At 71.6% G+C, this 12960-nt stretch carries 10 protein-coding genes; 3 read left to right on the top strand and 7 right to left on the bottom strand.

Annotation, left to right across the window (positions count from 1 at the left end; translation table 11 throughout):
- Positions 1 to 2: 2 nt before the first annotated feature.
- From NYF13_RS29185 to NYF13_RS29175, 3 genes are read right to left on the bottom strand one after another with little or no spacing between them, the layout of a single operon-like run.
- Positions 3 to 245 carry an acyl carrier protein gene (locus tag NYF13_RS29185; RefSeq protein WP_315661103.1) on the bottom strand — a complete coding sequence of 81 codons (243 nt, stop codon included), beginning with the start codon at positions 243 to 245 and terminating at the stop codon, positions 3 to 5.
- Positions 245 to 1780, bottom strand: a complete 1536-nt coding sequence (hutH, locus tag NYF13_RS29180; protein ID WP_315661102.1) for a histidine ammonia-lyase — start codon at positions 1778 to 1780, stop codon at positions 245 to 247. Before hutH ends, NYF13_RS29185 begins: the two co-directional genes overlap by 1 nt.
- Positions 1777 to 4674, bottom strand: a complete 2898-nt coding sequence (locus NYF13_RS29175) for an AMP-binding protein (RefSeq protein WP_315661101.1) — start codon at positions 4672 to 4674, stop codon at positions 1777 to 1779. The genes hutH and NYF13_RS29175 overlap by 4 nt, the downstream gene beginning before the upstream one ends.
- Before the next feature lie 592 nt (positions 4675 to 5266).
- On the opposite strand from NYF13_RS29175, the gene NYF13_RS29170 reads away from it, so the two are divergent.
- Positions 5267 to 6517, top strand: a complete 1251-nt coding sequence (locus NYF13_RS29170) for a condensation domain-containing protein (protein WP_315661100.1) — start codon at positions 5267 to 5269, stop codon at positions 6515 to 6517.
- Between the two features lie 199 nt (positions 6518 to 6716).
- On the opposite strand, the gene NYF13_RS29165 is transcribed toward NYF13_RS29170, so the two are convergent.
- Positions 6717 to 7610, bottom strand: coding sequence for a TIGR03619 family F420-dependent LLM class oxidoreductase (locus tag NYF13_RS29165; RefSeq protein ID WP_315661099.1), 894 nt, complete (start codon positions 7608 to 7610; stop codon positions 6717 to 6719).
- Positions 7611 to 8014: 404 nt separating this feature from the next.
- On the opposite strand from NYF13_RS29165, the gene NYF13_RS29160 reads away from it, so the two are divergent.
- The gene (locus tag NYF13_RS29160; protein ID WP_315661098.1) at positions 8015 to 8584 is read left to right on the top strand and encodes a TetR family transcriptional regulator; all 570 of its coding nucleotides are present in this window, start codon (positions 8015 to 8017) and stop codon (positions 8582 to 8584) included.
- A 30-nt stretch (positions 8585 to 8614) separates the two neighbouring features.
- Here the strand turns inward: NYF13_RS29160 and NYF13_RS29155 are convergent, their stop codons facing one another.
- The gene (locus NYF13_RS29155; protein ID WP_315661268.1) at positions 8615 to 10036 is read right to left on the bottom strand and encodes a wax ester/triacylglycerol synthase domain-containing protein; all 1422 of its coding nucleotides are present in this window, start codon (positions 10034 to 10036) and stop codon (positions 8615 to 8617) included.
- Positions 10037 to 10157: 121 nt separating this feature from the next.
- On the opposite strand from NYF13_RS29155, the gene NYF13_RS29150 reads away from it, so the two are divergent.
- Positions 10158 to 11072, top strand: a complete 915-nt coding sequence (locus NYF13_RS29150; RefSeq protein ID WP_315661097.1) for an alpha/beta fold hydrolase — start codon at positions 10158 to 10160, stop codon at positions 11070 to 11072.
- Between the two features lie 92 nt (positions 11073 to 11164).
- Here the strand turns inward: NYF13_RS29150 and NYF13_RS29145 are convergent, their stop codons facing one another.
- Complete coding sequence (locus NYF13_RS29145) at positions 11165 to 11926, bottom strand: metalloregulator ArsR/SmtB family transcription factor (protein ID WP_315661096.1); 762 nt, start codon at positions 11924 to 11926, stop codon at positions 11165 to 11167.
- 135 nt (positions 11927 to 12061) lie between these two features.
- Positions 12062 to 12622 carry an HAD family acid phosphatase gene (locus NYF13_RS29140; protein ID WP_315661095.1) on the bottom strand — a complete coding sequence of 187 codons (561 nt, stop codon included), beginning with the start codon at positions 12620 to 12622 and terminating at the stop codon, positions 12062 to 12064.
- Positions 12623 to 12960 lie beyond the last annotated feature (338 nt).

The following is a 12960-nucleotide window of genomic DNA, read 5'->3' as shown; positions in this document are numbered from 1 at the left end:
GGCTACGCCCTGGCCCGCTCGACGCGGTCGGCCACCGTGCGGAAGGTCGGGCTCCGGAAGATCTCGACCAGCGGCAGCTCGACCCCGAACCGGACGCCGAGCTCACGCACGAACTGGATGAACACGAACGAGTCGATGTCCTGCTCGAAGAGGTTGTCGTCGGCGCCCGGCAGCGCCCCCGCCTCGGGCGCGATCCCGCGCCAGCAGTCCTCGACCTCGGCGAGCACCGACGTCTCCCCCGCCATCAGCCGACCCCCTGTCCGACCAGCGCGCGCTCCTCGCCCGAGCGGACGTCGACGCCGCGCAGGAACTCCACGGTGCGCTCGATGTCGTCGCTGAGCACCCGGTCCTCGTCCAGGCGCGCGACCAAGCCGCGGTAGGTCCCGTGCAGGGCCCGGCAGTGGCCGGAGAGCGTCAGGTCCGGCCGCAGGTCCACGGCCTGGCAGGCGGTGAGCCACTCGACCGCCAGCACCGTCTCGAAGTCGTCGACGATCTGGCGGAGCTTGAGCACGGCGGTGCCGCCCATGCTGACGTGGTCCTCCTGCAGCTGGCAGGTCGGGATGGTGTCCACGCTGGCCGGGTGGCACAGCGTCTTCATCTCGTTGACCAGCGCGGCCGAGGTGTACTGCACGATCATCAGCCCGGAGTTGACGCCCGGGTCGGTGGTCAGGAAGTCCGGCAGACCGCGCCGGCCGGACAGGAGCTGGTAGGTGCGGCGCTCGGAGATCGAGCCCAGCTCGGTCACCGCCATGGCCAGCAGGTCGGCCGACAGGGCCACCGACTCGCCGTGCAGGTTGCCCCCGAACAACGCGATCTCGTCGTCGGGGAAGAACAGCGGGTTGTCCGCGACCGTGTCGACCTCGTTGAGCACCGACGTGCAAGCGTGGTCGATGTGCTCGCGGGCGGCGCCGTGCACCTGCGGGATGCAGCGGAACGAGTACGGGTCCTGCATCGACGGGACCGCGCTGGGCAGCCGGGCGTGGTTGCCCCCGCGGGTGTGCTCGCGCAGCGCCCCGGCGACCGTGCCGCGCCAGCGGTTGCCGGAGCGGCGGTGGTAGCGCTCGTCGAAGAACCGCTCGGCGCAGCTGAACGCCTGCAGGCTCATGGCCGCGACCAGGTCCGCGGTCTCGGCGAGCCGGACGATCCGGCCCAGCTCCACCAGCGCCACCGACGTGATGTACTGCGTGCCGTTGGTCAGCGCCAGACCGTCCTTGGCGGTCAGCCGCAGCGGCGGCCAGCCCAGCCGGCGCAGCACCTCCGCCGCGTCCTGCACCCGGCCTTCGTACTCGACGCGGCCCCGGCCCAGCATCGGCAGCGAAAGGTGCGAGAGCGGGGCGAGGTCGCCGCTGGCCCCGACGGTGCCGCGTTCGGGCACGACCGGGTGCACGCCGTGGTTGAGCAGGTCGGCGAGCCGTTCGGCGACCGCGAGCGACACCCCGGTCTGGCCCGACCGGAACGTCAGCAGCTTGACCAGCATCATCATCCGCACCACGGCCTGCGGCGACGGTCCGCCCACGCCGCAGGCGTGCGAGAGGACGTGCCGGAGCTGCAACTCGTGCTCCTCCCCGGCGCGCACCCGCACGTCGGCCAGCGCACCGAAGCCGGTGTTCACCCCGTACACCAGGTCGGGCCCCGCCGAAAGGGTCTCCACCCAGTCCGACGTCCGGGTGATCGCCCGCCGGGTCGGCTCGGAGAGCCGGATCTCGGCGCCCGGGGCGGACGCGGCGAGCAAACCGGCGAGGGTCCACCGGTCGTCGGGCTCGATCACGAAAGTGGTCACTGGTGCTCCTGTCTCACCGGCGGGCCCGCGGGCCCGGCCGTCACTGTGCGGAGGTGGGTGGCGATGGTCCGGGCCAGCGCGGGGTCGGCCCGGCTCAGCACCCGGAATTCGAGAACGTCTCGGCCGGCGGTCACGTAGACGGCGACCGGGTTGCGCGGCGGCGAACCGGGGACCCGCACCGGGTCCGGTCCGCCGGGGGCGGGCGGGTGCTCTAGCACGACCACGGCGTCACCGGGCGGGGCCACGCCCTGCCCGGGACGCAGCCCGCCGAACCCGGGCGCGGACGGCGCGGCCTCGACAGCGTCGAGCAGGTCGGCGGCGAGCCGCTTGCGGCGCTCGGCCCGGCCGCCCGGCGGCACGCGGTCGACGACGACCGGCACGTCGACCACGAAATTCCCGATGACGCCCGCCTGCGCGGCCGTGCGCAGCGACACCGGCGTCTCAACCACTACAGCATCCGCAGCGGAGGCCCGCAGCAGCGCTTCGGCGACGTATTCGGCGAGGACCACCGAGAGCCGTAGGTCCTCCGCGGCCGCGATCGCGTCCACTGTGGAATTCGACACGGTGAAGGGCGCCGGCTCGGGCCCGGTTCCCGGCGGCTGGGTGAAGGCGTACGGGATCGTCCGCAGGCGGCTCTTGACCGCCGGCCAGTGACGTTCGGCCGCCGGGGCGGGCAACGCGGCGGGGGTGTCCGACCCGGGGCCCGCGGAGCCGCCCGTCAGCAGCCGGTACTGGCTCGCCAGCAGCGTCGCGAGCCCGATGCCGTCGCACACCAGGTGGTGCACCACGAGGAACACGGCCGTTTCGGCTTCCGATCGCGCGATCACGGACCGGACGAGCTGGTCGCGGGCGATGTCGAACGGCCGGTACAGCTCCCGCCGCAGCTCGGGGCGGGTGCAGTCGCCGACGTCCCCGGTGACCGTGACGGCGCGGACGTCCACCGGCTGCGGCGGGCGCACGACCCGCTCCGGACGGCCGCCACCGGGGTAGCCGAGCCGTAGCTGGGCGGTGTCGCGCACCAGCGCGCCGGCCGATTCGGCGATGTCGGGGTCGGAGAACGCAAGCGTGGTGCGGAAACCGGCGACCACGTTGGCGGAGCCGTCGTCCGGGAAGAGCTGGCTCCACGTCCAGATCGGCCGCTCCGGCGCGGTGAGCCCGGTGGGCCCGCCGGCCGGACCGGACACGGCGGCCGCGGTGCGTTTCCGGTCGACCAGCTCCGCCAGCGCTCGCACTTTGGGGTGGCGCAGCACTTCGGCCAGCGTGACGTCGACGCCGAACCGGCGGGCGAGCCCCTGGTTGAGGTCCAGGGCCAGCAGCGAGTGCCCGCCGAGGGCGAAGAAATCGGCGTCCGGTGTGGTCACCGGGACGCCGAGCACCCGGGCGAACTCGGCCGTGACGCCGGCTTCGAGCCCGGTCGGCGGCGGGACGGGGGCCGCCGGGGTCGGCGCCACGGGCCGGGGCAGGGCGGCGTAGTCCACTTTTCCGGAGTGCAGGCGGGGTAGCGCGTCGACGAGTAGCACGCGCTCGGGTGCGCTCGCCGCGGCCATCAGCGGCATGACGTCGGCGCGCAGGTCGTCGGCGGTGTGCTCCGGCGCGACCGCCCAGACCCACACCGCGGCCCCGCCGTCTTCGGCGCGCACGGCGGCTTCGGTGACGTAGGGGACGGAGTTGACCACGCGCTCGACGTCGTCGAGGTCGATCTTGGTGCCCCGCCGCTTGATCGTGCGGTCGCGGCGGCCGGTCAGGCGCAGCAGTCCGCGTTCGTCGACGTAGCCGAAGTCGCCGGTGCGGTAGACGCGCACGCCGTCCTCCTCGGACGGGAACTCCTCGGTCAGCGCGCCGTCGAGGCCGTAGCCCGCGCACAGGTGCGGCGATCGGATGACGATCTCGCCGGGTTCGGCGGCCGAGGCGGCCGGCGGGTCGAGCGTCACCTCGCGGCCCGCGATCACCGTGCCTGCCGGGAGATCCGGCAGTGCGAGGTCGGCGGGGGTGATTTCGTGCCACGTCGCCAGGACGCACTCGGTGGGTCCGTACTCGTTGGACAGCCGGACCGCTGCGCCGAGCGTGGCGACTTCGCGGGCGAGGGCGGGCTCGAACCGTTCGCCGCTGCACATCACGTGCCGCAGGTCCGGGGGCAGGCCGCGGGTGCGGGCGGCCGCGACGAGGCCGCGCAGGATCGACGGGGTGGTCTCGAAGTGGGTGACGCGGTGGGCGGCCAGCCAATCCAGCACGCTCTCGCCGCTCCGGCGGACGGCGGGCTCGGCCACCACCCCGACCGCGCCGCCGGCCAGCGCCGCGAAGAGCTGGCAGTGGTGGGCGTCGTAGGTCGGTGCGGCCCACACGGCCAGCCGGGATCCGGCACCCACGCCGTAGCGCGAGAGGAACTCCGCGACGTACTGCCCGAAGGCGGATCGGCCGATTTGCACCAGCTTCGGCCGTCCGGTGGTTCCGGAGGTCCGCACGGTGTAGGCGTGCTCTGCCCGTATCGAGTCCTCTGTGGATGTTCCTTCGCCGCAGAACAGCTCGTCGCCGGACACGGTCGCCCTGTGGTGACGCGGTTTTCCGCCGGAAGCTTCGACGACGGCGTCCGGTCTCAGTGCGTCGAGATGGGCCTCGACGACCGCCGGATCCTCGCGCGCGTCGACCACGGCGAACTCGCGCCCGGCCAGGTGACACGCGGCGAGGAGCGCGGCCAGGCGCAGCGACTGGGTGCCGACGACGGCGATCCGCTCGGCGTCGCGCAGTTCGGCGTGTCCACGCAGGACTTCCGCGAGCGCCGCCAACTGGGCGCGGGTGAGCGCGTCCCGGCCGTCGGTGAGCGCCACGGCGTCCCGGTCGTCGCCCAGCCGGCGGTGGAAAAGCGCAGCGACGAGCCCGGTCTCGTCACCCCGCATGGCCGGGCCGGGTGGACAGAGGTGCAGGAGACATTGGTCCTCAAGATTTCGCAGGGAAAGAGCCGAAGAGGTACGGGATATGCGGCCGGCCCCCCGACTCAGTGCCGATCCCGAACCACAACGATTCTTACCAGCCGCCCCACGGCGAAGACCACCGCTGGTACCGGAACCCACTCGAACGGCAGGCACGACCGTCACAACCGGGAGCCGGTACCGGGGAAACACCCCCCGAAAGCAGCAACGTTTCATGATCGCCCATCGGGGCAGCAACACGGAAAGTTGGCCGGCCCCCGCAGCGCAAAAATCATCTTTTCCGAAATCAAAGCGTCCGAACGGCGGCCCGTCGTTCCACCGACCAGCGCCCGCACAAAGCGGGAAACCGGACAAAGACCGCCGTCCCCGCATCCGCAAATGAACTTCGCCCGAGTTCGGTGGCAAATTTTCCTAAACGACTGCTACGCTGCGCAGACCCACGGACATTTGATCATGAAATCGCTTATTGCACGTCGGATGAGGTGACGGAATGGCGGCAAAATTACCGTCGCGGGCCACTGCGTACAAAGCTGCACCTCCGCAAAGCCGGCTGGTCACGATGCGGGGCGGACCGGGCGGGGCGCCGCCGCTGATCGTGGCCGTGCACCTCCTCCTGCGTGGCCGGCTGGACGTGGAACGCCTTCGCGGCGCGGTCATCGAACTGGTTCGCCGGCATCCCATCCTGCGAACCAACTACGCCTCGCTCGGCGACGGTGAAGTGCTCGCCATCGTGCACGAGACCGAGGGGCCGGATGTGTTCAGCGTGGCCCCGAGCAGCGGGCTTTCCGACGAAAACGATATTCACGAGCACGTGGTCCGGACGTTCGAAGATCTTTCCCGCAATTTCCTGGCGCTGAATCGGCACTCGATACTGCAGGCGGTACTGCTCCCGCACGGTGAAAATCGGCACAGCCTGATCTTCGCGGTCGACCACATCGCGATCGACGAGCGTTCCCGGGTGATCCTGCAGCGTGAACTGGCCGCCCTCTACGCCGGACGGCGGGACGAACTCGGCGAGGTGCACTCCTACGACCCGGACGCCATCCGCAGCACGTTCCCGAGGGTCGAGGAGACGCCGGCCCTGCGTGACCTGCTCACCCCGCTGCCACCCCGGTTCCTCGCCAGCCCGGACCCGCGGAGCGGACCGGAGGCCTTCCGCACCCTGACCGCCGCGCAGCCTCTCGCCCCCGAGACCACGGCCCGGCTGGACGCCGCGGCGCGGCGTGCGCGCTGTACCCGGTTCGTCCTGCACCTGGCGGCGGCGATGTGGGCCCTCAAACAGTTTTCCCGCTCCGACGACATCGGCCTCGTGGCCCCGATCGACACCCGGCAGCGCGCCGAGGACTTCCGCGCCGTCGGTTTCTACCAGAACCTGGTCCTCCTGCGGTCCCGTTCCCCTCGTGCCGCCGGACTGACCGAAACGCTCCGGGAATGCCGCGCGATCATGCGCGAGACCTTCCAGCGCCGCGACCACCCCATCGCGGCGCTGGTCGCGCACGCCGCGGCCGAGCTGGGCGAAAACCGTTACCGCAACCCGCTGTACCAGGTCGCCCTGATCCACACGGCGGAGGACTCCGGACCGGGCTGGACCCTGGACGGACTGGACGTGCGGGCCCGGGAGATCGGCCGATCCCAGGCGGCCCACGAGCTGCGCATGCACGTGGCGGACCACCCGGACCGGACCGAGCTGCTCCTGGTCGGCGCGGCGGGCGCGTTCGCCCAGCCGGACCTGGATCACCTGCTCACGTTGTGGCAACGGGCCGAAACCGCCCTCACCGCACCCGAAAGCGAACGAGCCGAGCCGGCCTGAGCGAACCGCGTTCCCCGACGGGGGCATCGCGCCGGTACCGCCGAAATCCTGGTTCCGGCGGGCGTCGGGGGAAGGGCTCGGCCGATCCCGGGGCGGACCGGCCACCAGGATCGGCCTTGCCATCCCCCATGGGCGGGGGCCGCCGGTGTCCCGCCGGCTCCACCGGCGGCAGCGCGGAACCCCGCACCCCGCCCGACGGTCAGCTTCCGGCCGTCAGCTCCAGCAGGCGGCCGACGAGGTCCAGTTGCTCGTCGACGCTGTCGGCCAGGTAGTTGAGATCGACGAAGGTGTGGTCCGGCGCCAGCTCCTCGACGATCTTCTTCACCGACTCGGCGATCGCCGCGGCTTCGATACCCCGGGCGACGTTCACGCGCAACGCCACGCCGAGCGCCTGCGGGTCACGACCGGCCTTCTCCGTGTCCGCGCGGAGCTTGGCCACCATGCCCTTCAGCGCCTCCGCCGGGATCTGCTCGGGCACCGACCAGACCGGCAGCCAGCCGTCGGCGCGTTCGGCCACGCGGCGCAGCGAACGCTCACCGAAAGCGGCCAGGTGCACCGGGGGCCGGCGGACCGGCTTGAGGCCGACGTGCGACTCCGCGACCGTGTAGCCGACGCCCTCGTGCGCCACGAGTTCCCGGGTCCACCAGGTTTCGAGCAGGCTGAGCACGTCGTCGAGCCGCTTGCCGCGCTCCCCCATCGGGACGCCGACCGCCGCGTACTCCTCGGGCGACCAGCCGATGCCGAAGCCCGGCAGCAGCCGCCCGTTGCTGGCGACGTCGATGCTGGTGAGCTGCCGCGCCAGGTTGGCGGGCTGGTACTGCGTCGCGTTGATGGTGCTGGAGCCGAGGACGGCCCGCTCGGTCACCGCCGCGGCGACCGACAGCGCGACGAACGGGTCCTGCACGGTCCGGAACTCCTCGGGCATGGTGTCGTAGCCCGGGTACGGCACCTCGGGGCTGACCGGCGACAACAGCCGATCGGCGACCCACAGGCCGGCCGCCCCCGCCCGCTCGGCTTCGCGCGCATACCGGGCGATCCCGCCCGGCGTGGCCGCCGCCCGGCCGAACACCGGAAGGCTGAAACCCAACTTCATGATTGCTCCCTCACACAGAGAACGGGCCGCAGCCCGAGGACTTCCGGTCGTCGCCCGGTCCGCGGACCTCTCGCCGCCACCGGGCCGTACCGGAAAAACGAGGTGACCCGGAAATCCGCCGGGCCCGGCCGGACCGGCGCACCGGACCGGGCGGGCCCGTCCCCGAAACTGCGCAGGGGCCCGTCCCTCGGCCGCCGGGGAACTTCAGGAGCCACCCGCGGGGCCGGTTCGCACCCTTTCGGCGCGGCATCCGGACGGTGAGCACCGACTCGGTCCGAAGACAAGGGCGGCGAGCGACTCACTCATGAATCAAGACGCTAGCACAGAAATACAATATCGTGCCAGTACGGAAAAGCGCGCTCGTACTGGCACGATATTCGTCTCCGTGCCTGTATGCTGATGCGATGTCCGGGCGGGAGGAGCTGATCCAGGCCGCGCTCCGGCGTGCCCGGGACGAGGGGTTCGGCGCGCTCAGCGTCCGGGGCGTCGCGCGCGAGGCCGGCGTCGGCGCAACCACCCTGCGTCACTACTTCCCCTCGCAGGCCGCCCTCCACCACGCGGTGGCGACCGCGCTGGTCACCACGGTGCTCGACGACCTGGCCATCGAGGACGACACTGCCGACCCGGCCACGCGCCTGTACGACTGCCTCGACCAGTTCCTGCCCGATCGCGCCGCCGCGACGGAAAGCTGGTTCGACCTCTACTGCACCGCGCTGGCCCCCGACGCCGCGCCCAGCCTCCGCAACGTCCTGCACGGCGCCCACGCGGCGTCGGCCACCGCGGTGCGGCGCTGGCTGAGCATCCTGGCCGCCCAGGGCCACCTGGCCGGCCAGGACATCGACGACCAGGTGGCCTACGTGCTGGCGATGATCAACGGGATGCAGTTGGGCATGGTGGTCGAACCGGACCGCCACGACCTCTCCCGCGATCGCCGCCTGCTCCGGTGGTACACCCGCAAACTCCTCCCGGCCTGAACAGATCCCGCCCGATTCGCCGGCTGCCGACTAGGTCGTGCGCGCCGAAGCGGAGCCGCCGGGTGGGGCGAGGTCCAGTAGTTCGGCGATGCTTTCCCCCAGGCAGGTCATGAACAGCCCGGGGTCGGTGATGGCCCCGGTGTCGAGGGTCAGCCCGAGCTGCGCCCGGTCTCGGTAGGAGAGCATGGCCGTGCAGACGGCGGTGCGCACCTGGGGCGGGAACGGGTGGATCGCGGTCACCGGCGCACCGGCCAGGTACAGCGGCAGCGAAGCCCCGGGGAAACTGCTGGCGAGCACGTCCACCCCGGTGAACAGCATCGCCGCCACGGCGCGGACCGCGGCGGCCGGGAGCGCCGAGACCGGGTGCAGCAGCAGGTCGAGCGCGTCGAAGGTGGCGCCCCGCAGGATCGTGGCCACCTGGCGGTGGACGATCCGGATCCGCTCGGACGGGCTGTGCCCCCAGCCCGGCAGCATCACGTGGGCGGCGCCGACCAGGTTCCCGCCCGGCGGGTCCTGCGGGCGGCGCAGGCTGAGCGGGAACATCCCCGGGATGCGACGCACCGGCGAATGGCAGCGCCGGTGGTACCGCTCCACGCCGCCGGCCAGGGCCGCGAGCAGGGCGTCGTTGGCCGTGCCGCCCGCCTCGGCACCGGCGGCTCGCAGCCGCGCCCGCGGCAGGTCGAGCAGTTCGAACCGGGAGGTGTGGCTCCTGGACCGGAACAGCGGCAGCGAGGGTACCTCGGGCCACACCGTCATCCGGGCCATCGACAGCAAGGTCCGCGCCAGGTCCCGCACGCCCGGGTCCGGGCGCCGGGAGCTCCCGCCCCGGCCGTCCCACAGCGAGCTCACCAGGGCCGAAGAGGCCCGCACCGAGCGGGTGAGCCCGTTTTCCCGGGTGTCCCGGGTCTCCGGGGGTGCGGGCAATTCCGGTTCGCCGGGTGTGCCGTCGTGCAGCAGCGCCAGCAGCTGGCCGGCCCCGATGCCGTCGGCGAGCGTGTGGTGCATCTTGCACACGTACGCCGCCCCACCCCCTTCCAGCCCTTCGATCAGGACCGACTCCCACGGCGGCCGGAACGGGTCGAACGGCCCGTTCCCCAGCGCCTGGGCGTGATCCAGCAGCTGCCGCCGGGTGCCGGGCCAGGGCAGCCGGACCCGGTGCAGGTGCCTTCCCAGGTCGAACCGGGGGTCTGCTTCCAGCAACGGGCGGCCCCACGGCACGGGTGACTCGACCACGCACTGCCGCAGCCGGGGCACGTACCGCACCAGCCATTCGTGCCGGGCGACCAGCCGCCCCCACGGCGGAACCGTTTCCAGAAGGACGACGCCGACCAGGTTGAACCGGAGCCCGCGAAGGGAATCGGCTCGCCAGGCCAGCGATTCGACCGGATTCAGTTCCGGATTTCTCGGCCATTCTCTTCGAAATCGAACTCGATCGAACGTCGCTGGATCCATCATGTCGGCCATCCTTCTCGAGCACAACGAAATCCAACCGGAACTTCGGTGGTCAGACTAGGTGAAAAAGCGGCGTGACGGCACCGCTGCCCGAGTGAACCCCTTACACTGCAAGGATTCGATGGCGGAGGTCGTGGTCTGGATGGATGTGGAAAGCTTCGAGTTCGACTCCGACGGGACGCCCTGTTCCGCCCACCTCTACCGGCCCGCCGAATCGTCGGGATCCACTGCCTGCGTGATCATGGCGGGAGGTATCGGCGGCACGAAGGATTTCGCTCTTCCCGAGTACGCCCGCCGGTTCGCCGCCCGAGGGCTGCTGGTGATCGCTTTCGATTACCGGCACTTCGGCGGCAGCGGCGGCGCGCCCCGCCAGCTCGTGCACGCCGCCCGGCAGCAGGACGACTACCGGGCGGCCCTGCGCCACGCCCGCACCATCGCGGAAGTGGACCCGGACCGGATCGTGCTGTGGGGATCCTCCCTCAGTGGCGCGCACGTCATCACCGTGGCCGCCGGTGATCCCGGCGTGCGTGCCGCCATCGCCCAGGTCCCGGGATTTTCCGTTTCGGTGCGTTCCTGGCTGACCCTGTTCCGCTTCGCCGGGGCGGGGGTGGAGAACGGGGTGCGCATGCTGGCCGGCCGGGCCCCGCGACTGCGGACCGCGGTCGGCGCTCCCGGCGAGAAAGCGTTCATCGTGGACAGTGAGGCCAAGCGCCTCACCGAAGAATTCGCCCGGACCGCACCGGGCTGGCGGGAGGAGATCGCCATCGCCGGACTGCGGGCCCTGCCCCGGCCGCCGCGAACGGTCCGGCTGCGCATGCCGTTGCTGCTCTGCGTCGCCGACCGCGACCGGATCACCTCACCCGCCGTGTCACGCGCGCTGGCGCGGCTGCTGCACCACACCGAGCTGCGCAGCTACCCCACCGACCACCTCGGCATCATGACCGAACCCACCCTCACCCAGACCCTTCAGGACCAATTCCACTTCCTGGAACGACACCACGTCATCCAGGAGCTGTCCGGTAAGTCAGGCGAGTGACGGCGTTGCCGGCCGAGGCGCCCTCGTCCGGGCATTGCGCAGCGTCGCGGTGAACGGCTTGCCCGGTGTCCGGCCGGTGCGGTTTCGCGCGGTCACGAGGGTCCGCCTCCGTAGGCGAGCGAGCCGGGGGTGGTGAGTTCCGTGCCGGTCTCCAGCCAGGTCTTGAGCCCGGACAGGATCATCGGCCAGCCACCGTAGAGGCGCTCGTCGGCGTCGGCGGCGAGCCGGTCGTGCCGGACGACGAGCCGGCAGCTGTCGCCGACCGGCTCGATCTGCCAGCTCACCCGGCTGGTGGCCTGGGCGGCGACGTCGTCGTCCCAGACGGCGTGGTAGGTCTGCACGAGCCGCCGGGGCGGGTCGAGCTCCAGGTTCTCCCCCTCGATCAACCCGCCGGCCCCGGCGTGGGTGACCCGGTAGGCGGAGCCCTCGGTCCAGTCCGATTCCACGCGTGCGCCGAACTGGAACCGCGCCCGCGTCCCGGGATCGGTGATCGCCTCCCACAGCCGCTGCGGCGCGGTGCGGATGAAGATCTCGAACACCTTTTCCATGGCGGTCTCCAGCTGTCGTTTCAGGCCGACGAGACCGGCGGCCCACGTCTCGGTGTACTTGCCGACCCAGCGGTCGTGGAGCAGCCGGATCGGCACGGGGTTCAGGAGGTGCAGCTTCTCCCGGCCCCGCCGGCCGGACACGACCAGACCCGCCTCTTCGAGCAGGCGAAGGTGCTTGGCCACGGCGACCCTGGTCATCGCGAACCGGCTCGCCAACGCGGTGAGCGACTGCCCGTCCCGCCGGAACAGCTCATCGAGCAGCTCCCGGCGCGTCGGATCCGCCAACGCCCTGAACACCCGTTCCACCCGGTCCACGATAGGAAACCTTGTGGTTTCCGGTCAACTCCGGCGGCCGGATCGCCCCGGCCGGGCAGATCCTTTGTGGACGCTCCCGCCATCGCCGCGTTCGAAGGCCGTACGTCGCCGTGGTGAGGGATCCCGTCAGGACAACTGCTCGTCGTAGTCCGGGAGCTTGAACCCCTTCTCGTAGTTGCCGCCGGTGAAGTCGCCGGGGCGGTTGCCGACGTTGGCGATGATCGTGTACCCGGCCGCGGCGTACTCCTTGCGGCAGCGTTGTTTCGTGTCCGTTGCGTGCTTTTCGCCGCTCGTGCGGACGCAGACGCGGTCCACGGGGTACCCGACGCCGGTCAGGGCGTTCTTCGCGTCCGAGGCGTCGCTGCGGTAGCTCGCCACCAGCACGCTCACGCCGAGGCTCTTGGCGTGCTCGGCGAAGTCGAGCACGTCCTGGGTGGCGTGACCCGGCCGGTAGTACGTTTCGAGCGCCGTGTTGTCGATGTCGGTGACGATCGCGAGCTTCGAGCCGCCGCGCTGCGTGCGGTCGTCGAGGTACTGGGTGCCGCCGCTCATGGCCTGGTGGACGTCGGCGAGCCAGGTGTCGAAACCCGGCAGGCTGCCGGCCGCGGCGGGGGCGGCCAGGCCCGTGCCCAGGGTGACGCAGGCCAGCGCGGCGGCGGCGAACGGGCCGATCCGGGGGGCTCGCATGGTGGTTCTCCTTCGTGGCTCGGCGGCGATCCGTTGCGCCTCGGGGATTTCGGTGAGGCCGATGGTACGGGGGCCGGCCCTGGGCCGAACCCGGCGAAAGTCGTTGACCGAGCGGGTTCCCGGCGCGGCGGCGGGGACCGTGAGCGGAGGCCGGAGACGGCGCTCGCCGGAGACGGCCGCCTGCTCCCGGCCCGGTGAACCGGTAAGCCGAGTGCGCCGAACTCCGCTTTTCTTGCATGAAAATGTTCATTCAAGCTTAATGGAAAGCAGCTTATTGCATACGGCCGGGATGAGAGTTACCGTCTGCGTCACCGTCCGGCAGGCTTCCCTTCCGCTCG

Origin of the sequence: Amycolatopsis sp. PS_44_ISF1, assembly GCF_032335455.1 — a bacterium.
Lineage (GTDB): Bacteria > Actinomycetota > Actinomycetes > Mycobacteriales > Pseudonocardiaceae > Amycolatopsis.
Note: the sequence above shows the minus strand (reverse complement) of the source record. Positions and strands in the feature narration are given on the sequence as shown.

Excerpts from the sequence above, each read along its gene's own strand:
- NYF13_RS29140 (WP_315661095.1), bottom strand. The coding sequence starts at position 12,622 with ATGCGAGCCCCCCGGATCGGCCCGTTCGCCGCCGCCGCGCTGGCCTGC.
- NYF13_RS29185 (WP_315661103.1), bottom strand. The coding sequence starts at position 245 with ATGGCGGGGGAGACGTCGGTGCTCGCCGAGGTCGAGGACTGCTGGCGC.
- NYF13_RS29165 (WP_315661099.1), bottom strand. The coding sequence starts at position 7,610 with ATGAAGTTGGGTTTCAGCCTTCCGGTGTTCGGCCGGGCGGCGGCCACG.
- NYF13_RS29160 (WP_315661098.1), top strand. The coding sequence starts at position 8,015 with ATGTCCGGGCGGGAGGAGCTGATCCAGGCCGCGCTCCGGCGTGCCCGG.
- NYF13_RS29175 (WP_315661101.1), bottom strand. The coding sequence starts at position 4,674 with ATGCGGGGTGACGAGACCGGGCTCGTCGCTGCGCTTTTCCACCGCCGG.
- NYF13_RS29170 (WP_315661100.1), top strand. The coding sequence starts at position 5,267 with ATGCGGGGCGGACCGGGCGGGGCGCCGCCGCTGATCGTGGCCGTGCAC.
- NYF13_RS29150 (WP_315661097.1), top strand. The coding sequence starts at position 10,158 with ATGGCGGAGGTCGTGGTCTGGATGGATGTGGAAAGCTTCGAGTTCGAC.
- NYF13_RS29155 (WP_315661268.1), bottom strand. The coding sequence starts at position 10,036 with ATGGATCCAGCGACGTTCGATCGAGTTCGATTTCGAAGAGAATGGCCG.